This window comes from Mycobacterium heidelbergense, from assembly GCF_010730745.1.
GTDB lineage: Bacteria > Actinomycetota > Actinomycetes > Mycobacteriales > Mycobacteriaceae > Mycobacterium > Mycobacterium heidelbergense.
In genome coordinates, this window is sequence record NZ_AP022615.1 from 4,144,384 (window position 1) to 4,168,920 (window position 24,537).

Annotated in this window: 21 protein-coding genes and 1 pseudogene; 15 read left to right on the forward strand and 7 right to left on the reverse strand. The window is 67.8% G+C overall.

Annotated features, from left to right (window positions below; all coding sequences use genetic code 11):
• Window positions 1–13 precede the first annotated feature (13 nt).
• Together G6N25_RS19395 and G6N25_RS19400 are read left to right on the forward strand one after the other, a co-directional pair.
• Complete coding sequence (locus tag G6N25_RS19395; protein ID WP_142272825.1) at window positions 14–964, forward strand: hypothetical protein; 951 nt, start codon at window positions 14–16, stop codon at window positions 962–964.
• A gap of 250 nt (window positions 965–1,214) precedes the next feature.
• Window positions 1,215–2,195, forward strand: coding sequence for an AAA family ATPase (locus G6N25_RS19400; protein WP_163672493.1), 981 nt, complete (start codon window positions 1,215–1,217; stop codon window positions 2,193–2,195).
• Window positions 2,196–2,834: 639 nt separating this feature from the next.
• Here the strand turns inward: G6N25_RS19400 and G6N25_RS19405 are convergent.
• Window positions 2,835–3,749, reverse strand: coding sequence for a tyrosine-type recombinase/integrase (locus G6N25_RS19405; RefSeq protein WP_232065853.1), 915 nt, complete (start codon window positions 3,747–3,749; stop codon window positions 2,835–2,837).
• Between the two features lie 888 nt (window positions 3,750–4,637).
• On the opposite strand from G6N25_RS19405, the pseudogene G6N25_RS24610 reads away from it, so the two are divergent.
• The 3 genes and pseudogenes from G6N25_RS24610 to G6N25_RS19420 all read left to right on the forward strand — a co-directional run.
• Window positions 4,638–5,021, forward strand: a pseudogene (locus G6N25_RS24610) (PE family protein); the annotation flags it as partial.
• Between the two features lie 398 nt (window positions 5,022–5,419).
• A complete protein-coding gene (locus tag G6N25_RS19415; RefSeq protein ID WP_163672495.1) occupies window positions 5,420–6,661 on the forward strand; it encodes a hypothetical protein in 1,242 nt (413 codons plus the stop codon).
• Window positions 6,662–6,677: 16 nt separating this feature from the next.
• Complete coding sequence (locus G6N25_RS19420; protein ID WP_142272852.1) at window positions 6,678–7,871, forward strand: AAA family ATPase; 1,194 nt, start codon at window positions 6,678–6,680, stop codon at window positions 7,869–7,871.
• Here the strand turns inward: G6N25_RS19420 and G6N25_RS19425 are convergent.
• Complete coding sequence (locus G6N25_RS19425; RefSeq protein WP_083076991.1) at window positions 7,816–9,099, reverse strand: glycosyltransferase 87 family protein; 1,284 nt, start codon at window positions 9,097–9,099, stop codon at window positions 7,816–7,818. The two genes, G6N25_RS19420 and G6N25_RS19425, sit on opposite strands and share 56 nt — an antisense overlap.
• 90 nt (window positions 9,100–9,189) lie before the next feature.
• Here G6N25_RS19425 and G6N25_RS19430 point away from each other — a divergent pair, with 90 nt between their 5' ends.
• Genes G6N25_RS19430 through G6N25_RS19440 form a run of 3 tightly spaced genes read left to right on the forward strand, consistent with a single transcriptional unit; the run spans window position 9,190 to window position 12,007 of the window.
• Window positions 9,190–10,080, forward strand: a complete 891-nt coding sequence (locus G6N25_RS19430; protein ID WP_083076988.1) for a hypothetical protein — start codon at window positions 9,190–9,192, stop codon at window positions 10,078–10,080.
• Between the two features lie 9 nt (window positions 10,081–10,089).
• Complete coding sequence (locus G6N25_RS19435; protein ID WP_083076984.1) at window positions 10,090–10,584, forward strand: polyadenylate-specific 3'-exoribonuclease AS; 495 nt, start codon at window positions 10,090–10,092, stop codon at window positions 10,582–10,584.
• A gap of 34 nt (window positions 10,585–10,618) precedes the next feature.
• Window positions 10,619–12,007, forward strand: a complete 1,389-nt coding sequence (locus G6N25_RS19440; protein ID WP_083076980.1) for a class II 3-deoxy-7-phosphoheptulonate synthase — start codon at window positions 10,619–10,621, stop codon at window positions 12,005–12,007.
• A gap of 88 nt (window positions 12,008–12,095) precedes the next feature.
• Here the strand turns inward: G6N25_RS19440 and G6N25_RS19445 are convergent, their stop codons facing one another.
• Window positions 12,096–13,247: a protein kinase domain-containing protein gene (locus G6N25_RS19445; RefSeq protein ID WP_163672499.1), complete on the reverse strand. Its 1,152-nt coding sequence runs from the start codon at window positions 13,245–13,247 to the stop codon at window positions 12,096–12,098.
• Window positions 13,248–13,314: 67 nt separating this feature from the next.
• Between G6N25_RS19445 and G6N25_RS19450 the strand changes: the two genes are divergently transcribed.
• Window positions 13,315–13,719 carry an Rv2175c family DNA-binding protein gene (locus tag G6N25_RS19450; RefSeq protein WP_083077002.1) on the forward strand — a complete coding sequence of 135 codons (405 nt, stop codon included), beginning with the start codon at window positions 13,315–13,317 and terminating at the stop codon, window positions 13,717–13,719.
• Here the strand turns inward: G6N25_RS19450 and G6N25_RS19455 are convergent.
• Together G6N25_RS19455 and idsA2 are read right to left on the reverse strand one after the other, a co-directional pair.
• Entirely contained in the window at window positions 13,706–15,253 is a 1,548-nt protein-coding gene (locus tag G6N25_RS19455) for an alpha-(1->6)-mannopyranosyltransferase A (RefSeq protein ID WP_083076973.1), read from the reverse strand. The genes G6N25_RS19450 and G6N25_RS19455 overlap by 14 nt on opposite strands.
• A 4-nt stretch (window positions 15,254–15,257) precedes the next feature.
• Entirely contained in the window at window positions 15,258–16,307 is a 1,050-nt protein-coding gene (gene idsA2 / locus G6N25_RS19460; RefSeq protein ID WP_083077000.1) for a bifunctional (2E,6E)-farnesyl/geranyl diphosphate synthase, read from the reverse strand.
• 220 nt (window positions 16,308–16,527) lie between these two features.
• On the opposite strand from idsA2, the gene G6N25_RS19465 reads away from it, so the two are divergent.
• The gene (locus tag G6N25_RS19465; protein ID WP_083076970.1) at window positions 16,528–17,424 is read left to right on the forward strand and encodes a mycobacterial-type methylenetetrahydrofolate reductase; all 897 of its coding nucleotides are present in this window, start codon (window positions 16,528–16,530) and stop codon (window positions 17,422–17,424) included.
• On the opposite strand, the gene lppM is transcribed toward G6N25_RS19465, so the two are convergent.
• Both lppM and G6N25_RS19475 read right to left on the reverse strand, forming a co-directional pair.
• The gene (gene lppM, locus G6N25_RS19470) at window positions 17,421–18,074 is read right to left on the reverse strand and encodes a lipoprotein LppM (RefSeq protein ID WP_142272853.1); all 654 of its coding nucleotides are present in this window, start codon (window positions 18,072–18,074) and stop codon (window positions 17,421–17,423) included. The two genes, G6N25_RS19465 and lppM, sit on opposite strands and share 4 nt — an antisense overlap.
• Window positions 18,075–18,199: 125 nt before the next feature.
• A complete protein-coding gene (locus G6N25_RS19475) occupies window positions 18,200–18,802 on the reverse strand; it encodes a GNAT family N-acetyltransferase (protein WP_083076966.1) in 603 nt (200 codons plus the stop codon).
• A gap of 301 nt (window positions 18,803–19,103) precedes the next feature.
• Between G6N25_RS19475 and G6N25_RS19480 the strand changes: the two genes are divergently transcribed.
• The 5 genes from G6N25_RS19480 (at window position 19,104) to G6N25_RS19500 (ending at window position 24,531) form a co-directional block, all read left to right on the forward strand.
• Window positions 19,104–19,505, forward strand: coding sequence for a DUF3040 domain-containing protein (locus G6N25_RS19480; protein ID WP_083076963.1), 402 nt, complete (start codon window positions 19,104–19,106; stop codon window positions 19,503–19,505).
• 368 nt (window positions 19,506–19,873) lie between these two features.
• Window positions 19,874–20,305, forward strand: coding sequence for a division/cell wall cluster transcriptional repressor MraZ (mraZ, locus tag G6N25_RS19485; protein WP_083076959.1), 432 nt, complete (start codon window positions 19,874–19,876; stop codon window positions 20,303–20,305).
• On the forward strand, window positions 20,280–21,449 hold the full coding sequence (gene rsmH, locus G6N25_RS19490) for a 16S rRNA (cytosine(1402)-N(4))-methyltransferase RsmH (RefSeq protein WP_142272851.1): 1,170 nt from the start codon (window positions 20,280–20,282) through the stop codon (window positions 21,447–21,449). Before mraZ ends, rsmH begins: the two co-directional genes overlap by 26 nt.
• Window positions 21,446–22,561 carry a hypothetical protein gene (locus tag G6N25_RS19495; protein ID WP_083076953.1) on the forward strand — a complete coding sequence of 372 codons (1,116 nt, stop codon included), beginning with the start codon at window positions 21,446–21,448 and terminating at the stop codon, window positions 22,559–22,561. Before rsmH ends, G6N25_RS19495 begins: the two co-directional genes overlap by 4 nt.
• Entirely contained in the window at window positions 22,519–24,531 is a 2,013-nt protein-coding gene (locus tag G6N25_RS19500) for a peptidoglycan D,D-transpeptidase FtsI family protein (RefSeq protein ID WP_372506743.1), read from the forward strand. The genes G6N25_RS19495 and G6N25_RS19500 overlap by 43 nt, the downstream gene beginning before the upstream one ends.
• The last annotated feature ends 6 nt before the right edge of the window (window positions 24,532–24,537 follow it).

Below are 24,537 nucleotides of genomic sequence, written 5' to 3' on the forward strand. Positions count from 1 at the left end.
GTATAGCCGGTGGTTGCTGATGTCTGTGGGTTGGCGGGCATGGGATGAAGGCGACGCCGCTGATGAGGTGTTGGGTGCTACCGGTGTCTGGTTGATTCCCCGGGCACCCACGATGCTCGAGGAGTCGAGATGTCGGGTCGTCACGACCGACACCGGTCGCGATGCGCAGGCCGGGGCGGTGCTGTCTCGTGAACATCAGGAAGTCCTGGAGTGGGCACAGGCGCGTGTCGATGAGTTGATTGGTGTGGTCGAGGCCAAAGAACGCTTCGCGCAGTGGCGCAGCACCCTGCAAACCAGCCAACACAGCGGTGCGGTGCCCACTTGTGGGGACAACCATATGGTGTTTTTGGGTGCGCCGGGGACGGCGAAAAGGACGTTTGCTCGGGTGGTCGGTGAGGTGTTGTTCGGGTTAGGCACCATCGCGCGCCCAGACGTGACGGAGGTGAGCGCGGAGGATGTTGTGGTGGGGGGTCTTTCGCGGAGCGCGGTGGCGATGAAGAGTGTCACGTTGGCGGTCTGGGCCCCCCAGACGCTCGCGTCGAAGATTGTTGTTAACAATCAGGTGACAGGCACGATCGCCACACCCAATATTCTGGCGGGTGGGAGTCTGGCTAATGCGTTCTCGCAATTAGCGAGTCAGGTAACCACGGGTTGGCCGACCCCGAACATGTGGTTCAACGGGTTAGTTAATGCGTACCAGACCTTCCTGGCAACGTTGGGCGCCCAGGTCGGCTTGGGGGGTGCGGCGTTCGCTGCTCCGGCTGGTGTGGTGGGGATTGCTCCGTCGCTCGCGGCCAACCTCGGTGGCATTGCTCCGTCGATTGCGGCCGATTTCTCGGGGATTGTTCCGTCGCTCGCGGCGGATCTCTCCGGTCTGGCTCCGTCGTTGGCGGCGAACCTTGCGGGGACGTTGGCGCCTCAGTTGGGGACATTGGCGGCTCATCTCCTTACGTCGCTGTTCTGAGTTGCAGTGCGGGTCTGCTCGCCCAGCGCCGGTGGAAATCACGCCGGTGCTGGGCGGGTGGGCCCGCCCCCGGGTAGTGCTGTGTGCAAGCGAGGGCTGTGGTGTCGGCGACGACCACCGATATGCCTGATGACCTGGCGGGCGAAGACACAGACGTTGCGCGCGGCGGGAAGACCCAGATGTTGCGCGCGCCGGGGTGGGTGTCGTGGGGGCAGGCCCGCTGTGTGTGAGACCCGGTAGCGAGGTACCGATGAGCAATGTCAACAGTACGGCGGCGGCCCTGGCACTGGCAGAAGACTGGTGCCCGGGCGGTCGCGACGCGTACGCGGGTACCGCGCTGGCCGCCGAGCGCCGCGAGGTGCTCGAGTGGGCGCAAGCGCGTATCGGCGAATTGATCGGTTTGCAAAGCGCTAAAGAACGTTTCGCGGTGTGGCTCGGCCAGCACGATGCCCAGCACCAGGGTGTAGTGACCTCGTGTTCTGAACACCACATGGTGTTCCTGGGTGCGCCGGGCACGGCGAAAACAACGTTCGCCCGGGTGGTCGCTGAAGTGCTGTTCGGACTCGGTGTAATCGCGCGCCCGGACCTCACCAAGGTCAGCGCCCACGACATCGCCGCCGGCAGCCCCTCGCACAGCGCGGCCAGGATGAAGAACGTGTGCGGCCGGGCGCGCGGTGGGGTGCTGTTCCTCGACGAGGCCCACCGGCTGGCCCCCGACACCGAAGACCACTGTGGGGGTGTGGAGGCGATCTACACGCTGTTGACGTGTATGGCGGCCTACCGCGACGAGCTCGTGGTCATCCTGGCCGGTCACGCCCACCCCATGCGAGACTTCCTGGCAGTCCATGCCGGACTGGGCGTGCAGTTCCCGTTCACCGCGACGTTCACCAGCTACACCCCCGAGGACATCGTCGCCATTGGGCGCCACCTAGCCGGCAGGGCACAACTGGTGGTCCAAGACGCCGCGTGGGACCTGCTGCGCACCGAAGCAACACGACTACGGTCCATCCCCTACGGCCACGGCACACTGCTCGATGTCGCCGGCAACGCCCACTACGCCCACGACGTCATCCACACCTGCCAACGCGCACGACTGCGCCGACTCCACAAACTCGCACCCCACCGCCGCGACCTCGAACACCTCCTCCACACCAACCCCGGTGTCCTCCACGTCAACACCACCGACATGCAACGCGCCCTCACCGCAACACACCCAGCCGTGACCACCTAACCAACGACTGCCCGCAGCCATAGAAGACGACTTCAACCGTCCGCTGGCATTGCTATGGACCATTGCGGACGGACTGGGGTCATCAGCATGCCCACCATGTCTGCTATGCCGTCACAGCGGCCAGGAGAGTGTGCCGGTCCTTACGGGCCGGCGAGCTGGACGTACTTAAGAAGAACCTGAGTCCGCAGCATTTTCGACACACATTGACCGATCGCTTCAGAAACCCACAGCACAGCAATCGATATGAAGCAACAAATCAGCTGGTAACTAACATCTCTATAGATGATAGCAACCCTTGTCCGGTACTGTGATAGTTCAGTATGAAAGTACCTACCAGTAACAAGCCGAACGCGCACCCGCCGCCCACTTACGATAGCTCCACCCTGTGCAATAGGGTCGTCTGACAAGGAATATAACGAATTGTCGAGTTTGCTGTAGCCACGTCGAAAGCGTGTACCCGACAGGTAGCGATGGCCCTAGGCCATTGGCACAAACCTGAGAAAAAGCGAAATTACTCTAACCGTAGTGTTCCCCTGATTTGGCATGACCCGCGTCGTCGTCCAGGGAGACACCTCGAACGACACCACCGATTGCACTTCGCGGGTAGCAGTGACGGCGTGACCCGGCGGGCTGGGTGGTTTAGAGGTCGCCGAGTCTGAGGCGTCGGGTTTCGGTGAGGGCGCGCTCGGCGGCGGTGTCACTGCTGTAGCGGTCGACCATCTGGCGGGTGCGCCAGCCGGCGACCTCCATGAGGGAGCCTTCGGTGCCGCCGTGGGAGAGGAACCGGCTGGCGAAGGTATGCCTGAGCCGGTGGATATGAAAGCCTTCGATACCCACGGCGGTGGCGCGGGCCAGCAGCGCGATCCGCAGGCCGTGATAGCTCAGCTGAGCCCGGCCGCCGGTTTCTGTCAGCCATAGTGCTGGTGTGTCACTGAGCTGGTGGTGTTGGCGCACCCGCAGGTAGCAGTCGATGACCGCACCGGTCTGCGTTTGGAACGGGACATGACGGCCTCGCCCGCCCTTGCCTTTACGGATGGTGACCACGCCCCTGACGAGGTCGACGTCATGCACGGACAGCGCCAGGAGTTCGCCGGCGCGCATACCTGTCTCCACCAGTAGTCGCAGGCAGGCCTCGTCGCGGCGGTCGTGAAGGTGATCGCCGGCGCACGCCTTGAGCATCAACCGTAGCTCCTCATCGGTCAGGCGTGGCACCACCTTCGTGTCGATCTTGGGTGAGGCCAGACCCAGAAAAGGGTCGTGGTCGATTTCTTGTTCGTCGGCCAGCCACGCGGCGAAGCGGCGCACGGCCTGCTGGCGGATGCGTGCGGTCCCCGGTTCGGCACCGGAGTCCAGCAGATGGGCGATCCAGCGCTGCAGAGCAGCCCTGGTGAAGGGGTGTTCATCGGATTCGGCCGCGCACCAGGTGAGGTAGTAGCGCGCTCCCCGCAGATAGGAGTTGATGGTGTAGGGGGCTTTGCGGTCGGCCTGCATGGCCAGGTGCCAGCTGGGCAGAAGTGTCACCAGGTCCTGGGGTGTGGCTGCGTCGGCAAGCATTTCAGAATGATAATAATTTTGGGGTTACTTTGCGCAAGCTTTTTGCTGCCCATTCCTATCACCGCAGCTAATCACCCATTTAATTGCACAAATTCCTCAACATAATTCTTAAGTATGTTCAGCGTGTCGTTATGTGTGAATCCAGATGGAAAGTCGCCAGCGCTCGGTTTCTTCTCTAGGTACGGCTCTGACGCATCGTTTTATCGGTTATGACAGGAAGGCGCTCAGATGAAGCGTAAGCAGCACAGCATGAGGCGAGACCGCCGCAACACCAAGGCGAACCGTGGCCGTGTCGTCGGCCTGGGTACGGCGGCTGGCGCGTTCCTGACCGCCGCGATGACCCCGGTGGTTGCGGCGCCTTCCGCGCAGGCCGGGGTGCTGGATATGATCATCAACCCGATCATCCAACCCGTGATGGGAGCCGTCGGCACCGCTGCCGCCGCGGGTACCACCGCGATCAACGGTATCGGTGCGGGTGCACTCGCAAGCCTGCAAACGGGTGCCCTCCAGGGCATTACGAATAGCCTTAATGCGGGTGCGGCGGCTTTCCAGGGTGTGCATTCGGCCGCCCTGGCCAGCATCACCAACAGCCTTAACGCCAGCGCCGCCGCCTTCAACACCGGCGGACTGAATGCGGCCCTGGAAGGCCTGCGCACGAGTGCCGCTGCTGCCCTCAACGTCGGCGGGCTAAGCGCCGCCCTCGAAGGTCTGCATGCCAGTGCTGCTGCGGCTAACTCTGCCGGGAATGTGCAGCTGAACAACCTCGTGTATGGCGGTTTCAGCAATTTTTATAACGCGATTTACATGGCTGGTCAGTCGTGGATTGTCAGTCCGACTGGCCAGCAAGTGGACGGGGTGATCAATGCCCCGTTCGTCGCCGTGTTCGGGCGCGATCTGATCGGCAACGGCATCAATAACTTCACCGGCACCAACACCTCGCTGCTCGGACAGTTCGGGTTGAGCGGCAACCTCGGCTCCGGCGGGTTCCTGTTCGGCAATGGCGGGGCCGGCGCGGCTGGAACCGTCGCCCATCCCACCGGTTTCGCCGGTGGGGCCGCCGGGCTGATCGGCAACGGCGGCACGGGAGGTCCCGCCGGTGCCGCAGGCGGCGGCGGGGGCGTAGGGGGCGCCGGCGGCATGCTGATGGGCAACGGTGGCGCAGGCGGCGTCGGTGGCGTCGGTGGCGTTGGTAAAACCGCGCACACCATCGGTGGGGCCGGCGGTCCTGGCGGCTTCCTGTTCGGTAACGGCGGTGCTGGCGGTGCCGGGGGTGCCGGGACTGCCGGAAACAACGTAGCCGGTTACGGCGGCGGTGGTGGTGCCGGTGGGTTCCTGGTCGGTAACGGGGGTGCCGGTGGTGTCGGCGCCCCGTCGGGCAGCGCCAAGTTCGCTGGCAGCGGCGGTGCTGGCGGCCTGGGCGGGATACTCGCGGGCAACGGTGGCAACGGGGGCAACGGCGGCCTGACCACCGGCTACGGCGGGGGCGGCGGGTTAGCGGGGCTCCTTGGCCAAAGCGGCATCGCTGGCGCGTACGGCACTGGCTAACACCCCAGTAGAGGCACGGATTGCCTCATGTCGAAGCCATATCGAACCTATCGCCAATTCATTGCAGGACGCATCACCAGTAGTCCACGAACATTCCGACCACCGATAGCAAAGGATCACAGCACATGCAACAGCGAATAGCTTTCCGGCCGCTCGTGGCTGCGGGCGCCGCGGCAGTGGGCGCCAGCATTATCGCCCTAATCCCGGCGGTGTCCAACGACGTGGCTGCAGGTATCCAGCAGCACATGGTTAATGTCGAGCACCGCGCGGTAGCGCTGGCCGATACCGTCGTCAACCCCATCCAAAGTTGGATGGACCTCATCCAAACCACGCAGACCAATCTGCAGACGGTAACGCAGGAATTTCTCAAGCTTCCGTTCCCCGCCGCGCAGCAGCTGGCTGCGAACTGGCTTCAGTTCGGCAATCTCTACGCTTCGACAACCCAGATCGGCGCGAACGACGCTATCAAATACTTCACCGGACCCGGCACTAGTGATTTTTTGCCTCTCTTATACTCGGGATCTAACGACCTGATTGCGGGCAACGTTGCCGGTTGGATGAGTAGCATGATCGCGGCTTTCTATAGTGGGCCTCTTTTTGACATCGGGTATCCAATGGAAGCTACGTTAACTATCCCTGAAAATATGGCAACGAACTTTGGATATGCAGTCAACACTTTGCTGAGCGCCGGTGTAACGGATTTTGGTGTTTACGCTCTTGGCGCGCCAGTATCTGTCGCGGGAACATTCGGATCCAGCTTACAGCTGGCCATCAATTCAGCCAACAGCGGAGATCTGGCTGTGGCAGTCCTCAACTTGCTCAATGTTCCGCCCGTGACGTTGAATGGATTTATTAATGGATTAACGGGGGGGAAATCCCCCTCATATGGCCTTATCAATACGGACGGCCCCGGTCTATATGTCGAGTATTCGGCTGTTGCAAATCTCCTTGCGAAGGCTATCGTCGCTCCTAATAGTCAAAACATCGTGAATGGCGGCAGCCTGTCGGCGGGAGCCCAGCAATTCGTCAGCCAGTTCCTCAATGGTTGGCCCTCGCCGCAGCTTGCCATCAACCAGCTGATCAATACTCTCGAAGGACTCTTTGGTGGCAGCAATGCCGCGAGTGCGGCAGCGGCCCTCAACGGTGGCGGTATCGCCGCCAGCGTGGCGGCTGGTTTGCCTGGTGTGTCGGCTGGTGTGCTCAAGGCGTTTGATCCGGCGGCGGTGACCAATATTGCTGCGTCGTTGGGTCCGTCGTTGGCGGCGGAGGTGGCGGGGTCGTTGGGGGCGAATCTGGCGGGGTCGTTGGCGACAACACTGTCGGTCGACCTCTCGAAGATTGCGCTACATATCCTGTCGGCGCTGTAAGCCCCTCCATTTTGTTGTGGCTGTGGTGTATGCCGGCGACCCGATCAACGGTCGCCGGCATACCACCGGGTATGACCGGTGGTTGCTGATGTCTGTGGGCTGGCAGCAATGGGATGAAGACACCGCCGATGAGGTGTTGGGTGCTACCGGTATCTGGCTGATCCCACGAACACCCACGGTGCTCGCGGAACCGAGATGCCGGATCGTCACCACCAGCATCAGTCGCGATACGCGCGCGGGAGTTGGGCTGGCCGCGGAGTGTCAGGAGGTGCTGGAGTGGGCCCAAGCACGTATCGAGGAATTGACCGGTTTAGCCGAGGCCAAAGACCACTTCGCGATGTGGCGCACCGCACTTCAGACCGGTCGCCATCGTGTCGAGCACGGCGGCGCGGTGACGTCCTGTCGGGAAAACCATATGGTGTTCCTCGGCGCACCGGGCACAGCGAAAAAAACCTTCGCCCGAATCATCGCTGAAGTGCTATTCGGAATCGGCACCCTCACACGCCCACAAATCACCGAAACCACCGCCCACGACATCGTGGCAGACGATCCTTCGCGCAGCGCAACCAGGATGAAAACTGTGTGCGACGACGCGCGCGGTGGGGTGTTGTTCATCGATGAGGCCCACCAACTAGCCCCCCACACCGAAAACCCCTCTTTTGATGGGGAGGTGATCGCCGCCCTGCAGGCGTGCGTGGCGGATTACCGCGGCGAGCTGGTGGTCATCCTCGCCGGCCACCCCACCCCCATGCAGGTCTTCCTCACCACCCATGCCGGGCTGGCCGGTCGATTCCCCCACACCGTGGCTTTCACCAGCTACACCCCCGACGACATCGTCACCCTCGGGCGCCGGCTAGCCGGCAAAGAGAACCTGGTCGTCGAGGACACGGCATGGGAACTGCTCCGCACCGAAGCAGCTCGACTGCGATCGATCCCGTACGGCCACGGCACGCTGCTCGACGCCGCTGGTAACGCCCACTACGCACACGACGTCATCCACACCAGCCAACGCGCACGAATCCGCCGACTGCACAAACTCGCACCCCACCGCCGCGACCTCGAACACCTCCTACGCACCAACCCCTGCGTCATCCACGTCAGCACCACAGACATGAAACGCGCCCTCACCGCAACAGACCCACCCACAACACCGATCAGCCGGCGGCCGACACGGGCGTCAGCGGGTGTGCTGACGAGTCCTGCGAAGTGATCCGCGCGGTGACGGTCAGGCCGGCCACCACGATGACGGCCAGGGCCCACCACACGTAGGACGACCCGGCCAGTTGGTGCCACCAGTTCGCGGTCGTCTCGTGATGCTTAGGCAGCAGGTCGATCGGCGTCCACCTCATCAGCGCCATCCCGGCGGCGGCGAGCACCGCCAGCGCGACGTTGCGCCGCCGCCAGCCCAAGACCCCCGTCACCAGCACCGCCGGCAGCACCCAGACCCAGTGGTGCGACCACGACACCGGCGACACCACCAATCCGAACAGCGCGACGCAGACGACCGCAAGCGTCGGCTCGCCGGCCCGCAGCACCCGCCGCATCGCCCACACCGTCGCCGCCAGCACCAGCAGGCACGCGACCACCCACAGCGGGAAGCGTTCGTGCTCATCGAGCCCCAGCCGGGCAAGCGCGCCCGCGATGTTCTGGTCGGTGTTCAGCGTGGCCTCACCGATCCGGTCGGTGTGGTGGACGGTGTGGGTCCAGTACTCCCACGAATCGCCCCACGCCAGCGCGAAGCCGAGCAGCGTCGCGGCCGCGAAGGACGCCACCGCGGTCAGCGCCGCGCGGTGGTCGCGGCGCAGCAGGAAATAGAGCAGAAAGACCGCCGGGGTGAGTTTCAGCGCGATTCCGAGGCCCAGCAGCAGCCCGCGCGGCCACGGCGTGCGGCGCGGCATGCAGTCGGCAAGCACGAGCGTCATCAGCACGACGTTGATCTGGCCGAAGGCGAAGTTCGACGTGATCGGCTCCAGCCAGATCGTCCCCGCGGCCGCGATGAGCACGGCCAACCACAACCGCCGCAGCCACGCCGGGCCGGGCACGACGGCCGAGGTGTTCCACACGTCGAGGCGGGCCAGCACGATCGTCGTCGACACCACCAGCAGCACCAACGTCAACGCCGTGATCGCGACGCTGGCGGCCGGCATGTGCAGCCAGGAGAACGGGCAGAACACGATGGCGGCCAGCGGGGGATAGGTAAACGGCAGATCCAGCCCGATGGGTGTGTGGAACAACGCATCCCCGCGGTAGAGCGGGCGCCCGTCCAGCCAGGCCCGGCCGCCCATCTGATAGACGTCGATGTCGATGCGGTACGGCGTGTGCCCGAACAGGCGCCAGGCCGCATAGCCCAACGCCGCGGCGGCCGGCAGCCAGAGCAGGCACCACAACAAAGCTCGCCCGGATCGACTGCCCACGCCGGGTGCCTGCGATTTACTCATGTCGAAAAACAGCCTAATCGGTGCCCGCGCCGGCGACGTGTCGCAGCGCGGCTCCCGCGTGGCCGGGAAGTGCGGGCGTAGGTTTCTAGCGTGCTCCACTGGTTCGTGCCCAGGGTGGGCCGCTGGTTCACACACGACATCATCGACCGCGGCCACCTGCCCTTGCTGTGCTGCCTGATCGCCTTCATCCTGACCTTCTTCGTCACACGGACGTTCGTGCGCGTCATCCGCCATCGCGCCGCGGCCGGTCGCCCCGCCCGATGGTGGCAACCGCGCAACGTCTACATCGGGGGAGTGCACATCCACCACGTGACGTTCGGGGTGGTCCTGGTGATGCTGTCCGGGCTGACGCTGGTCACCCTATCCATCAATGGGCAAGAGCCCGAATTCACCTTGGCGGCAATATTTTTCGGGATCGGCGCCGCATTGGTCCTCGACGAGTACGCGCTGATCCTGCACCTGTCCGACGTCTACTGGGAAGAGGACGGCCGCACGTCGGTGGACGCGGTCTTCGCCGCGGTGGGGGTGGCCGGGCTGTTGATCATGGGCCTGCACCCGCTGATGTTTTTCCTGCCCATCTGGCAAGGCACCGATTCGGTGGCGCTGCGGGCCGCGGTGGGCAGCGCCTTGGCGCTGACGTTGCCGCTGGCCGTGGTCGTCGTGCTCAAGGGCAAGGTGTGGACCGGTCTGCTCGGCATGTTCGTCGTCATCCTGCTGGTGATCGGCGCCATCCGGCTGTCGCGCCCGCACGCCCCGTGGGCCCGGTGGCGCTACACCGCCCAGCCCGAGAAGATGCGGCGCGCGCTGCAGCGCGAACGGCGGCTGCGTCGCCCCGTCGTGCGCGCCAAGCTGTGGGTGCAGTGCGCGATCGCCGGCACCCCGCGGCTGCCCGACGAACGCGTGGTCGACGCCCGGCTCGATCACGACGTTCATCCCGCGCCGCCGCCCGAGGGAACAGAGCCCATCCTGATCGGCCGTTAGGCTGCCTCAGTGCGGTACTTCTACGACACCGAATTCATCGATGACGGCCGCACCATCGAGCTGATCTCGATCGGGGTGGTCGCCGAGGACGGCCGCGAATACTATGCCGTGTCCACCGAATTCGATCCCGAACGCGCCGGGAGGTGGGTGCGCGCCAACGTGCTGCCCAAGCTGCCGCCCCCGGCGTCGCCGTTGTGGCGCTCGCGCAGGCAGATCCGTTCGGACCTCGAGGAGTTCTTGCGCGTCGGCGGCGCCGAGCCGATCGAGCTGTGGGCGTGGGTGGGGGCCTACGACCATGTGGCCCTGTGTCAGCTGTGGGGCCCGATGCCGGCCCTGCCCCGCGCGATACCCCGCTTCACCAGGGAATTGCGGCAGTTGTGGGAGGACCGGGGATCGCCCCGGATGCCGCCGCGGCCGCGCGACGCCCACGACGCGCTGGTCGACGCCCGCGATCAGCTGCGCCGCTTCCGGCTCATCACGGGCGACCAAGGGCATTCGCCCTGATCAGCCACCGCCGGCCCCCGGTTACCATGGACCGATGAACTGGACCGTCGACATACCGATCGACCAGCTGCCGTCGCTGCCGCCGCTGTCGACCGACCTGCGGGCGCGACTGGACGAGGCGCTGGCCAGGCCGGCCGCCCAGCAACCCAGCTGGCCCGCCGACCAGGCCGCGGCGATGCGCACGGTCCTCGAGAGCGTGCCGCCGGTGACGGTGCCGTCCGAGATCGTCCGGCTGCAGGAACAGCTCGCCCAGGTCGCAAGAGGTGAGGCCTTCCTGCTGCAGGGCGGCGACTGCGCGGAGACGTTCGTCGACAACACCGAACCCCACATCCGCGGCAACATCCGCGCCCTGCTGCAGATGGCCGTGGTGCTGACTTACGGGTCCAGCCTGCCGGTGGTCAAGGTGGCCCGCATCGCGGGTCAGTACGCCAAGCCCCGGTCGGCCGACATCGACGCGCTGGGCCTGAAGTCCTACCGCGGCGACATGATCAACGGCTTCGCCCCGGATGCCGCCGTGCGCGAGCACGATCCGTCGCGGCTGGTACGCGCCTACGCCAATGCCAGCGCGGCGATGAACCTGGTGCGGGCCCTGACCTCGTCGGGGCTGGCGTCGCTGCACCTGGTGCACGACTGGAACCGGGAGTTCGTCCGGACCTCGCCGGCGGGTGCCCGTTACGAGGCGCTGGCCACCGAGATCGACCGCGGGCTGAAGTTCATGAGCGCCTGCGGGGTGGCCGACCGCAACCTGCAAACCGCCGAAATCTACGCCAGCCACGAGGCTTTGGTGCTCGACTACGAGCGGGCCATGCTGCGCTTGTCGGACGTGGAAGGCGGCGAGCCGCAGCTGTACGACCTGTCGGCGCACACCGTGTGGATCGGCGAGCGCACCCGCCAGCTCGACGGCGCGCACGTCGCGTTCGCCGAGGTGATCGCCAACCCGATCGGCGTCAAGATCGGCCCGACGATGACCCCGGAGCTGGCCGTCGAATATGTTGAGCGGCTCGACCCGAACAACAAGCCCGGCCGGCTGACGTTGGTGAGCAGACTGGGCAACGGCAAGGTGCGCGACCTGCTGCCCCCGATCGTCGAGAAGGTCCAGGCCACCGGGCACCAGGTGATCTGGCAGTGCGACCCGATGCACGGCAACACCCACGAGTCGTCCAATGGGTACAAGACGCGGCACTTCGACCGCATCGTCGACGAGGTGCAGGGCTTCTTCGAGGTGCATCGCGCGCTGGGCACCCATCCCGGCGGCATCCACGTCGAGATCACCGGCGAGAACGTCACCGAGTGTCTCGGTGGGGCGCAAGACATTTCGGACACGGACCTGGCCGGCCGCTACGAGACGGCGTGCGACCCGCGGCTGAACACCCAGCAGTCGCTGGAGTTGGCGTTCCTGGTCGCCGAAATGCTCCGCGACTAAGCTCCCTTCCCCTCGCGAGCGTGCGTAGTTGTACGCGTTTTGCGGCGTGTCGCTGTACAGACACGCACGCTCGCGAGGGGGAGAGGAGCTAGAGCAAGCCGGTCAGGTTGCTGCCGATCGTCCATGCCGCGGTCGCGACCAGTCCGGTGAGCGCCAGCACGACCGCCACCCACACCAACACCATCCGCCGGGCGTGTTGGCGCGCCCAGACGAATTCGCTCATCGGGATGCCCGCGAATTCGCCTGAGACTGGCTGGTATTCGTCGACGGGCCCGGGGTCGGCAAGGGTCAGCTGGCGGGTGGGGTTGGGCTGGCTCACGGGGCTGTGGTGCATAGCCGCCGACCGGTGTTGGGCGGAGTTGCGCGGCGCCGGCACCCGAAAGCCCGGCAGCGCGAGTTCGTCGGCGATCGCGTCCAGGTCGGCGGCCATCTCGATCGCGTCGGCGTAGCGGTCCGCCGGGTCGCGGGCGGTGGCGCGCTCCACGAAGTCGTCGAATTGCGGTGGCACACCGTCGATCGCCGCGCCGGCCGGCGGCACGTCGGTGTCCAGCCGCCGGTAGGCGATCGACAACGCCGAGTCGCCGGTGAACGGCGTGCGCCCGGTCAGCAGCTCGTAGGTGAGGATCCCGGCGGAGTAGACGTCGCTGCGCGGACTGGCCCGGCCGTCGCGTACCTGCTCGGGGGACAGATAGGCCGCGGTCCCCAAAATGACGCTGGTGGAGGTGATTCCGGCGGTCGCGACGGCGCGGACCAACCCGAAGTCGGCGATCTTGACCTCGCCGTCGTCGGAGATCAGCACGTTCTCGGGCTTGACGTCGCGATGCACCAGGCCGGCCCGGTGCGCGGCGGCCAGCCCGCCCAGCACCGGGCGAAGCACCGCCGCCACGGCGTGGGGTGGCATCGGGCCGCGCTCGGCCAGCAGCTCGCGCAGGGTGCCGCCCTCGATGAGCTCCATCACCAGAAACGGGTGTCGGGCGTCCAGTCCCTGGTCGTAGACCGCGACCAGCCCGGGGTTTTTCAGCCGCGCGACCGTGCGGGCCTCGAGCCGGAAGCGGGTCAGGAATTGGTCGTCGCCGGCGTAGCGAGAGTCCATGACCTTCACCGCGACCGGGCGGTCGAGCCGGACGTCGAGGCCGCGGTACACCGTCGAGGTGCCGCCGCTGGCGATCCTGGACTGGACCAGGTAGCGGCCGTCCAGCAACGCGCCCTCCAACGGATCGCCCGTCCCTGTTCCCGCCACCGGGCCATCGTAGGTGTGGCCCGCGGAACACGGGTCCAACGCGCCTGGCGCGGCCTACACTTGCGCGATGAGCAGTATTCCCGCCGGCGACGACGTATTGGACCCCGACGAGCCGACCTACGACCTGCCGCGGGTCGCCGAATTGCTCAAAGTGCCGGTCAGCAAGGTGGCCCAACAGCTGCGGGAGGGCCACCTTGTCGCGGTGCGGCGCGGCGGCGGTGTGGTGGTGCCGCAGGTGTTCTTCACGAACTCCGGCGAGGTGGTCAAGCCCCTGCCGGGGCTCCTGACGATCCTGCACGACGGGGGCTATCACGAAACCGAGATCGTGCGCTGGCTGTTCACCCCCGACCCGTCGCTGACGGTCACGCGCGACGGCACCCGGGATGCCATCAGCAACGCCCGGCCCGTCGACGCGCTGCACGCCCACCAGGCCCGGGAGGTCGTGCGCCGCGCGCAGGCTATGGCGTACTGACCGGCTCGGCCGCGGGCTCCGGCGGCCGGTACAGCGCGTACCAGGCCGCCAGCGCGCAGGCGGTGGCCAGCGAGAAGTGCAGCCACGAGTACATGCCGTGCGACCCGTCGGGTTTGAAGATCACCATGACCCAGGTCGACAGGCCGGCGATGGCCGCGATCGCCCGCCGCGACTGGGCCAGCGGGGCGGCCACGGCCAGCGGCCAGGAGTAGTACCACGGCAGTGCGGCGGGCACGAACAGCACCACGATCAGCATCGACCACGCGATCCCGGCCAGCGCGGCCCGGTCGTCGCGCCGAAACCGCCACCACAACAGCGGCAGTGACACCGCGATGATCGCGATGCCGACGTAGCGGGTGATGCGCAGCGTGGCGTAGAAGTCGACCGTGTGCAGCCCGCCGCCGAGAACGTGAATCACGTTGGCGGCCGCGGTGGGCACGGACAGCCAGTTGATGATCTTCACCGATCCGGCCAGCGCGGTCAGCCACCCCAGGCCGACGCCGGCCACGGCGGACAACGCCACGAACACCACGGCGAAGATCAGCAGGGATATCGCGGTCGCCGCCAGGAACGCCCAGGCGGGCCGATACCCCCGCCGGTCGCGCAGGTGCCGCATCCACACCCACACCAGGAAGGGCAGCGAGATCCCGGCGGTGGCCTTGACCGCGATCGCCACCGTGATCGCGACGACGCCCAGCGCGTGGCGGCCCTGGAAGGTCAGCGCGATGCCGGCCGCCATCAGGCCCACCATCAGCATCTCGTTGTGCACCCCGCCCATCAGGTGGATGAGCACCAGCGGGTTGAGCACGCAGATCCACAGCGCCAGCGCGCCGTCGGTGCCCAGGTGATGGGCTATTCGGGGGGTGGCCCAGATCAGCAGCGCCAGCCCGGGCAGCATGCACAGGCGCAGCAGCATCGTCCCGGCGATCACGTGATTGCCGACGGCCATCGTGACGAGCTTCGCGATCAGGATGAACGCCGGGCCGTAGGGCGCCGTGGTGATGGTCCAGATGGGACTCACGTTGTCCAGCAACGTGTTCGGGTTGGCGACCGGGCCGACGGCATAGGGGTCGAAGCCGTCGCGCAGCAGCGCGCCCTGCGCCAGGTACGAGTAGGTATCGCGACTGAACACGGGCACCGACAGCAGCAGGGGCGCCAACCAGAAGCCGGTGGTCGCCCTCATCGTGAACTCGGTTGTGTTGCCCGCCAAGGCGCGTCGGCCCAGCATCACCCACGCGATCAGCATGAGACCCACACCGGTCCACAACACGATGGACGACAGCACCAGGCCGTGGCCGAAGCGCAGCCAGGACAGGTGCAGCGCTTCGAGCAGGGGGTCGTGCGGCTTGGTGCTGCCCGCCCCCAGCCCGCCGGCGGTGATCAGCGCCGAGCCCAGCAGGCCCAGCTTCGCCGGTCGCGCCTCCGGGGTGGCGGCGAACGCGGTCAGGCGTGAAAGACCCTGGTTAACATGGCCTTTGGTCACCGGCGGGTCGGCGGCCGGGGTGTGCCTGGCGGAATCGGCGGGGGTCGTCATCGGCTCAGGCGGACCGGTTCGTGGCCATCCCGGCCAGTTCGGCCAGCCCCGCTTTGGCCGCCGCGTGGATGGGCGCGGCCGCGAGCGCGTCCAGCGCCCGTTGGGTCAGCGCGGCGATGCGCCGCTCGGCTGCGGCCAGCGCGCCCACCGATTCGATGACGTCGCGCAGCTCGCCCACCTGCGCGTCGGTCAACTCCGCGCCGATCGAGGTGCGTAACAGGTTGGCGGCCAAGGGATCCGACTTGTCCGCCAGCTCCACCGCCTCGGCCAGCAGCACGGTTCGCTTGCCCGACCGCAAATCGTCACCGGACGGCTTGCCGGTCACCGCCGGATCCCCGAACACGCCCAGCACGTCGTCGCGCAGCTGGAACGCCACCCCGAGGTCGGTCCCGAATTGCTGAAAGATGGCCTGCACGTCGGGCCTGTCCTCGGCGGCGGCCACGCCCAGCTGCAGCGGCCGGGCCACCGTGTAGCAGGCGGTCTTGAAGGTGTCGACGTTCATCGCCGAGGCGATCGACTCGGCGCCGCTGGCCTCGGCGACGATGTCGAGGTATTGCCCACCCAGCACCTCGGTGCGGATCTCGGCCCACACCCGCCGGACGCGCCGCTGGGCCTCGCGCGGCAGCTCCAGCCCAAAAACGATGTCGTCGGCCCAGGCCAGCGCCAGGTCGCCGAGCAGGATGGCCGCCGACGTCCCGAACCGCTCCGGTGAGCCGCGCCAACGCCGGTCGCGGTGCAGCCCCGCGAAGCGGACGTGCGCCGTCGGGCCGCCGCGCCGGGTCGCGGAGTCGTCGATCACGTCGTCGTGCACCAGGGCGCAGGCGTGCAGCAGTTCCAGCGCGGAAAACAGCAGCAACGCTTCGGGATCCGGCTCGCCGGTCGCCACCGCGCGCCAGCCCCAATAGGCGAAGGCGGGCCGCAGCCGCTTGCCGCCGCCCAGCACGAAATCCTCGAGGACGGAGAGGAAGACGTCGTAGTCCGCGCCGATATAGGCGGTCTGGGCGCGCCGGTCGCGCAGATACCGCCGAAGCTGCCCGGTGATGGCGCCGGTCAACTCGACGGTTGCCACTGCTGCTGGGGCTTTCGGGCTCAGCGCGGCGCCCCTTTCTCACGCGGCATGACGTGTATTTGTTCTCGGGCCGACAGTGTATGTCGCGTCGCGGCCCCCAGTTGCTTCGACTGCCTCACTAACCGGCCCCTATGCTGGCGGGGGCGTCCGGCGGCGCGGTGAGCACGCGCGCCCGCGCAGCAGCCGTCCGATGGAAAGGAACCGCGTGACCCTCAACACCGTCGCGCTCGAATTGGTGCCACCGAACGTGGAAGACGGTCGGGAGCGGGCCCTCGACGAGGCGCGAAAAGTGGTGCGGTACTCGGCCGAATTCGGCCTCGAGGGCCGGATCCGGCACGCGATGATCCCGGGCATGATCGCCGAGGAAGACGACCGTCCCGTCGCCATGAAGCCGAAGCTGGACGTGCTCGACTTCTGGTCGACCATCAAGCCGGAATTGCCGGGGTTGCAGGGGCTGTGCACGCAGGTGACCGCGTTCATGGACGAGGCGTCGCTGCGCCGACGGCTCGCCGACCTGTGCGCCGCCGGCATGGACGGCGTGGTGTTCGTCGGCGTGCCGCGCACGATGAACGACGGCGAAGGGTCCGGCGTCGCGCCCACCGACGCCCTGTCGATCTATCGCGATCTGGTGGCCAACCGCGGCGTGATCGTGATCCCGACCCGCGACGGCGAACAGGGCCGGCTCGGCTTCAAATGCGACCAGGGCGCGACCTACGGGATGACGCAGCTGTTGTATTCCGACGCGATCGTGGGCTTTTTGGCCGAGTTCGCCAAGAACACCGACCACCGGCCGGAAATCCTGCTGTCGTTCGGCTTCGTGCCGAAGATGGAGAGCCGCATCGGCCTGATCAACTGGCTGATTCAGGACCCGGGCAACGCCGCGGTGGCCGACGAGCAGGCGTTCGTCAAACGCCTGGCGGCCAGCGAACCGGCCCAGAAGCGCCGGCTCATGGTCGACCTGTACAAGCGCGTGATCGACGGGGCCGGCGAGCTCGGCTTCCCGCTGAGCGTCCACTTCGAGGCGACCTACGGGGTGTCCGGGCCCGCTTTCCAGACGTTCGCGGAGATGCTGGCCTACTGGTCGCCGGATCAGCCCGTTTAGTCGCCCGGCGGTTGGTCGCCCGGCGCGGTGAATCGCGGCGAGCGGTCGCGGCTGACCCAGGCCAGCAGCGCCACCACGCCGGCGGCCGCCAGGGACGCGATGCCCAGCCAGATGCCCGCGCCGGTGAAGTTGCGGGTATTGGGATCGGTGTAGCGGGCGTTGGCGGTCATCGTGCTGACCACGCCCGGCTTGAGCTTCCACGACACCACGTCGGGCTCGACGCGGTCACCGTTGGTGGAGGTCACCACGCCGGGGAAGGCGACGGTCAACTCGACGTCGGCGTCGTTGTCGGTCACCGACGTCAGGTCCGCGCGGCCCTCCAGGATCACCAGGTTGCCGCTTCGGCGCAGCGACAGGTTCACGCCCTGCGCGTCGGAGTTCATGTTCGCCAGCTGAGGCAACTCGGCGAAGGTCAGGTCGGAGAACACCGCCTGCGACCCCACGTAGCCGTCGCTGTCGTAGTTCGACACCGCCACCTTCTGCCCGAACGGCACATTGTTGGTGTCGAGCTGCGGGCCGGGGTCCTTGGGGGTCTTCGGCTTGGCCGCCGCGATGATCTCCCCGGACACCAGGTCGTCGGGCGAGACGGTGAGCGACGCCCTGACCCGCAGGCATCCGGTGGCCAGGGGCGCCACCACCAGCAGCAGCATCGCGATGGCGAGCGCGCGGCGCCGCCGCGTGGTGAATCCGCGGGCTCGCAGCGGGGAAGGGCTGGCACGCACCAGGTCATCGTGCCAGATCCGGTGCCCCGCCCCGCCGGGCCCTTGGCCGTCCGTCACAGCGGCAGGGCGCGGCCCAGGATCGCGAATGCCCGTGGGTCGCCCGCGAAGTGGTAGCGGCGGATGATGTCGGTGAAGCCCAGCCGCCGGTACAACCGCCACGCCCGGTTGGCCTCGCCGTTGGTTTCCGGCGTGGAGAGCAGGACGTTCTTCTCGCTGCGCCCGGCGAGCAGCCGGCGGGCCAACGCCTCGCCCAGGCCGCGGCCCTGCGCGCGGGGCGCGATGTGCAACTCGGTCAACTCGAAGTAGCTGCCCATCAGGCTGGCGATCTCCAGGGGCGGCAAGCCGCCGCGCTGCAGGCCCAGGACGACCTGCTGCTGCCACCACTGCCCGGGCGCCCCGGGGTAGCCGTAGGCCACGCCGAGCAACGGCGCGTCGCTGAGTTCCGCGGTCGACGGCGCCTGGGCGGGATCGGGGCCGCCGGTTTCGACGGCGGCCACCCCCTGCCACCCACGCCGCCGGACGTGCTCGAGCCACATGGCGGCGCGCTGGCTCTCGGTGCCCCGCGGGTAGCGCATCGCGTCGACGTACACCCCGAGGGCGTCACCGAGACGGCGCTCCATATCGTTCGGCAGTAGATCGATGAGGAATATCGCCAACTCGCGGTGTCCTCCTCATTCGGTGATCCGTGCTACGGCTATCGCCATTATCGGACCCGCGTCGGGCGAGGCGCCGGGCGGTCGTGGCAACGAGCCGGCGAACCACCGCGCTTCGGCAAGCGGCTTGCAGCGCAGCGCCGTTGCCGCCCACGGCAGCGCCGGGATGCGGCCCGGATAGAATCGCGACCGAACCAGTGGTACGGCGCAGATTGACCTCGTATCATTTGAGTCAGTTGCCCTTACAGCGGGCATCCGCGTGCTATCGATAGTTACGTGCCAAACTGTCGGCAAGGAGGGACGAATGCCACTCTCCGATCATGAACAGCGGATGCTCGATCAGATAGAGAGTGCACTCTACGCGGAAGACCCCAAATTCGCGTCGAGCGTCCGTGGCGGAGGGTTCCGCGCGCCTACCGCGCGGCGGCGCCTGCAGGGCGTGGCGTTGTTCGTCATCGGGCTGGCCATGCTGGTTTCCGGGGTGGCGTTCAAAGCCACGATGATCGGAAATTTCCCCATCCTCAGCGTCTTTGGTTTCACCGTGATGTTCGGCGGTGTGGTCTACGCCATCACCGGTCCGCGGTTGTCCGGCAGGACGGACCATTCCCCGGCGCAGGGGTCGGCCCGCCAGCGTCGCACCAAGGGCGGCGGGGGCTCGTTCACCAGTCGCATGGAGGATCGGTTCCGCCGGCGCTTCGACGAGTAGCGGCGCCCTCGTTACCGGCTCGGGTAGTTGAGCTGACCGGCGCGAAGCCGTCGAGTCCCGTCTGACTCCCAATCGAGCCCCAATCGAGTCCTGGGCACCCGATTCGTGCCCCACCGGGCCCCACCCGTCGGCCCCACTTCGCCCCACCTGACCAATTCGGTCGTTGAGCTGTGGCTTTCTGCCGTCGCGATCGGGTCGCGACGCCCGGCCGGCGGGCGTCAGGGGGCCCTCGGGCGGCCTTCGGTGGTGGATGACCCGGAAAACTCGGCGGCGACACCCCCTTAATGGGGCAAAGTGGGGGATCGTGGGGTATGGTGGCTGAAGTGTTTGGGTGACGTACGGCCGCGTTGGGCGGGAGGTGAGTTCTGGTGTTTCTCGGCACCTACACGCCCAAACTCGACGACAAGGGGCGGCTGACGTTGCCCGCCAAGTTCCGCGACGCGTTGGCAGGGGGGTTGATGGTCACCAAGAGCCAAGATCACAGCCTGGCCGTCTACCCGCGGACGGAATTCGAGCAGCTGGCCCGCCGGGCGAGCAAGACGTCGCGCAGCAACCCCGAAGCCCGCGCGTTCCTGCGCAATCTCGCCGCCGGCACCGACGAACAGCATCCCGACGCCCAGGGCCGCGTCACGTTGTCCGCCGATCACCGCCGTTACGCGAACCTCTCCAAGGACTGCGTGGTGATCGGGGCGGTCGATTACCTCGAAATCTGGGACGCGCAGGCCTGGAACGACTACCAGCAGACCCACGAAGAGAACTTCTCCGCGGCCAGCGATGAAGCACTCGGCGACATTATCTGAGGCGCGTGCCCGTGCACCGTGGCCTCTGCCCGAACCGACCCTGGCGTACTTCCCCAACGCCAGGTTCGCGCCCTCGGACAGAGACCTCGGTGCGGGGGTGTCGCTAGCGGTTGGCTGGTGCCCCCAGACCCGCGGAGGCGTTGCGGTGGCTGACAATTCAGATGACTTCGGGCATGTCCCCGTCCTGCTACAGCGCTGCGTCGAGCTGCTCACCCCCGCCCTGACGCGCCACCACCCCGACGGGTCGGGGGCGGTCCTGGTCGACGCCACCCTCGGGGCGGGCGGGCACGCCGAGCGATTCCTGACCGAACTGCCGGGCCTGCGCCTCATCGGACTCGACCGCGATCCCGGCGCCCTGGACATCGCCCGGGCCCGGCTGGCGCGGTTCGCCGACCGAATCACGCTGGTGCACACGCGATATGACGGCCTGGCCGCCGCGCTGGCCGAATCCGGTTACGCCGCAGCGGAATCGGTCGACGCGGTGCTGTTCGACCTCGGCGTGTCGTCCATGCAGCTCGACCGCCCCGAACGGGGCTTCGCCTATGCGCAGGACGCGCCGCTGGACATGCGGATGGACCCGGCGTCGCCGCTGACCGCCGCCGACATCGTCAACACCTATGGCGAGGCCGAGTTGGCCGACATCCTGCGCCGTTACGGCGAGGAGCGGTTCGCGCGCCGCATCGCCGCGCGGGTCGTCCGCCAGCGCGCCCGCACCCCGTTCACCTCGACCGCACAGTTGGTAGCGCTGCTGTACCAGGCGATTCCGGCACCGGCCCGGCGCACCGGCGGGCACCCGGCCAAGCGCACTTTCCAGGCGCTGCGGATCGCCGTCAACGACGAGCTGGGCTCGCTGAGCGACGCGCTTCCGGCCGCCCTCGAGGCGCTCACCGGCGGCGGACGCATCGTGGTGCTGGCCTACCAATCACTGGAGGACCGGATCGTCAAGGGCGTCTTCGCCGACGCGGTCGCCTCGCGCACGCCGGTGGATCTTCCGGTCGAACTTCCCGGCCACGAGCCGCGATTCCGGTCGTTGACGCGCGGCGCCGAACGCGCGGATGCCGCCGAGGTCGAACGCAACCCGCGCAGCGCGGCCGTGCGGCTGCGGGCGCTGCAACGGCAGGCTAGCGCGAAAGGCGACTCATGAGGGTGAAGCACGAGACGCCGAAGCGCCGCGGCGGCGGTGACCGTCGGGGCGGACGCGACGGATCCGCGCGGAAGGGCGGGCGTGCCGTGGACGACACCGCGACGTCGCGTCGCCCCCGCACCTCGGCGCGCACCCGCGAGGCCCGCGCCCCCAAGTCGGCACCGCAGACCAGCCCGATCGCCCGGCCGGTCGAGCGGCCGGCGCGGGCCAGGAACACCAGCCAGGCCAAGGCGCGGGCCAAGGCGAGGAAAGCCAAGGCGCCCAAGGCCATCCGGCCCCCGTTGACCGAGCGGCTGGCCGCCCGGCTGGCGGCGATCGACCTGCGGCCCCGGACGCTGGCGAGCAAGGTGCCGTTCGTCGTCCTGGTCATCGGCGCGCTCGGTCTCGGGCTGGGCCTCACGCTGTGGCTGTCCACCGACTCCGCCGAGCGTTCCTATCAGTTGAGCCACGCCCGGGAGAAGAACCGGATGCTGCAGCAACAGAAGGAGGCGCTGGAACGCGATGTGCGCGAAGCGGAGTCGGCGCCGGCGCTGGCCGAAGCGGCGCGCAAACAGGGCATGATCCCGACCCGGGACACCGCACACCTGATCCAGGACCCGTCGGGCAACTGGGTGGTCGTCGGCACGCCCAAGCCGGCCGACGGCGTTCCGCCGCCGCCGCTGAACACCAAGCTTCCCGACCCGACCCCTCCGAAACCGCCGGCCCTTCCGCCGGAGGTCCCGGTCCGGGTGCAACCGGCCCCCGGCGGTCCGGCCGCGCCGACCAGGTCCGGACCGGAGGCGCTGCTGCGCGCGCCGGACGGCGCGTCGACGATCGGCGGTCAGCACCTGCCGCAGACCGTCCCACAGCTTCCCGGCCTGCCCAACGGAGCGCTCACCGCGCCGTCCCCGGTCGTGCTGCCGACGCCGGGGCTGCCGGCTCCCGCGGGGCCGGCGCCCGCCCCGATGCCCGCCGAAGTGCCAATCCCCCTCGGCGGCTTGCCCGTTCCCGCGCCCGGCGGCGTGCCCGCCCCGCTCCCCGCGGAGGTGCCGGTTCCGGTGCGGCCGGGCGCGGCGGCTAACGGCGAACAATTCGGGCCCCTCACCGCCGCGACGCCGGGCGCCCCCGGGTGAGCCGCCGCGAGAACCGGCGGACCCGATCGCAGCCGGCCCGACCGACGCGTAGTCCCCGTAAACCACAGCGGGCCAAGCAAACCCGCACGGCCGAGCGGGCCGACGCGGTGCCGGTCGGTCACTCGGCGCGGGAGCGGCGCACCCGCCAGATCGTGGAAGCGGGGACACGCGGCGCGTCGTTCGTCTTCCGGCATCGGGCCGGCAACGCCCTCATCCTGGTGCTGACGCTGGTGGCGGCCGTGCAGCTGTTCGTCCTGCAGGTGTCGAACGCCCCGAAGCTGCGGGCCCAGGCGGCCGGCCAACTCAAGGTCACCGACGTCCAAAGGGCCGTCCGGGGCAGCATCATCGACCGCAACAACGAGCAGCTCGCGTTCACCATCGAGTCGCGCGCGCTGACGTTCCAGCCCAAGCGGATTCGCCAGCAACTCGAAGAGGCCAAGAAGAAGAATTCGGCCGCCCCCGACCCCCAGGAGCGGCTGCGGGACATCGCCAGGGAGGTCTCCACCCGGCTGAACAACAAGCCGGACTTCGCGACCGCGCTGAAGAAGCTGCAAAGCAACGAAAACTTCGTCTATCTGGCGCGCGCCGTCGACCCCGCCGTCGCCGGCGCGATCTCCGACAAGTTTCCCGAGGTCGGCTCCGAGCGCCAGGACCTGCGGCAGTATCCGGGCGGGTCGCTGGCGGCCAACGTCGTCGGCGGCATCGACTGGGACGGCCACGGGCTGCTGGGACTTGAGGATTCGCTGGACTCGGTGCTGTCCGGAACCGACGGCTCGGTCACCTACGATCGAGGATCCGACGGCGTCGTCATCCCCGGCAGCTACCGCAACCGGCATCGGGCGGTCAACGGTTCGACCGTCCAGCTGACCATCGACGACGACATCCAGTTCTACGTGCAGCAGCAGGTCCAGCAGGCGAAGAATTTGTCTGGGGCGCACAACGTTTCGGCCGTCGTGCTCGACTCCAAGACCGGCGACGTGCTGGCCATGGCCAACGACAACACCTTCGACCCGTCCCAGGACATCGGCCGTCAGGGCGACCGGCAGCTGGGCAACCTGGCGGTGTCCTCGCCGTTCGAGCCGGGCTCGGTGAACAAGGTGATCACCGCGTCTTCGGTCATCGAATATGGGCTCACCAACCCCGACGAGGTGTTGCATGTGCCCGGCTCAATCCAGATGGGCGGCGTCACCGTGCACGACGCCTGGGACCACGGCGTAATGCCCTACACCACCACCGGCGTGTTCGGGAAGTCGTCCAACGTCGGCACGCTGATGCTGGCGCAGCGCGTGGGCCCGGAACGCTTCTATGACATGGTTCGCAAGTTCGGGCTGGGCCAGCGCACCAACGTCGGGCTGCCCGGTGAGAGCGCCGGGCTGGTGCCGCCCATCGACCAGTGGTCGGGCAGCACCTTCTCGAACCTGCCCATCGGCCAAGGCCTTTCGATGACGCTGCTGCAGATGACCGACATGTACCAGACCATCGCCAACGACGGGCTGCGGATGCCGCCGCGGATCATCAAGGCCACCATCGCACCCGACGGCACCCGCACCGAGGAGCAGCGCCCGGAAGGTGTCCGGGTGGTGTCGCCGCAGACCGCGCAGACCGTGCGGCAGATGCTGCGCGCCGTCGTGCAGCGCGACCCGATGGGCTACCAGCAGGGCACCGGCGCGGCGGCCGCGGTGTCCGGCTACCAGATGGCCGGCAAGACGGGCACCGCCCAGCAGATCAACCCCGCCTGCGGGTGCTACTTCGACAACGTCTACTGGATCACGTTCGCCGGGATGGCCACCGTCGACAACCCCCGCTACGTGATCGGCATCATGATGGACAACCCGGAGCGCAACGCCGACGGCACGCCGGGGCACTCGGCGGCCCCGCTGTTCCACAACATCGCCGGCTGGCTGATGCAGCGCGAGAACGTGCCGCTGTCACCGGATCCCGGGCCGCCGCTGACCCTGCAGGCCACCTGACCCAGG

Excerpts from the sequence above, each read along its gene's own strand:
- G6N25_RS19495 (WP_083076953.1), top strand. The coding sequence starts at position 21,446 with ATGAGGGTGAAGCACGAGACGCCGAAGCGCCGCGGCGGCGGTGACCGT.
- G6N25_RS19440 (WP_083076980.1), top strand. The coding sequence starts at position 10,619 with ATGAACTGGACCGTCGACATACCGATCGACCAGCTGCCGTCGCTGCCG.
- rsmH (WP_142272851.1), top strand. The coding sequence starts at position 20,280 with ATGAAGCACTCGGCGACATTATCTGAGGCGCGTGCCCGTGCACCGTGG.
- G6N25_RS19480 (WP_083076963.1), top strand. The coding sequence starts at position 19,104 with ATGCCACTCTCCGATCATGAACAGCGGATGCTCGATCAGATAGAGAGT.
- lppM (WP_142272853.1), bottom strand. The coding sequence starts at position 18,074 with ATGCTGCTGCTGGTGGTGGCGCCCCTGGCCACCGGATGCCTGCGGGTC.
- G6N25_RS19450 (WP_083077002.1), top strand. The coding sequence starts at position 13,315 with ATGAGCAGTATTCCCGCCGGCGACGACGTATTGGACCCCGACGAGCCG.
- G6N25_RS19400 (WP_163672493.1), top strand. The coding sequence starts at position 1,215 with ATGAGCAATGTCAACAGTACGGCGGCGGCCCTGGCACTGGCAGAAGAC.
- G6N25_RS19415 (WP_163672495.1), top strand. The coding sequence starts at position 5,420 with ATGCAACAGCGAATAGCTTTCCGGCCGCTCGTGGCTGCGGGCGCCGCG.
- G6N25_RS19405 (WP_232065853.1), bottom strand. The coding sequence starts at position 3,749 with ATGCTTGCCGACGCAGCCACACCCCAGGACCTGGTGACACTTCTGCCC.
- G6N25_RS19425 (WP_083076991.1), bottom strand. The coding sequence starts at position 9,099 with ATGAGTAAATCGCAGGCACCCGGCGTGGGCAGTCGATCCGGGCGAGCT.
- G6N25_RS19455 (WP_083076973.1), bottom strand. The coding sequence starts at position 15,253 with ATGACGACCCCCGCCGATTCCGCCAGGCACACCCCGGCCGCCGACCCG.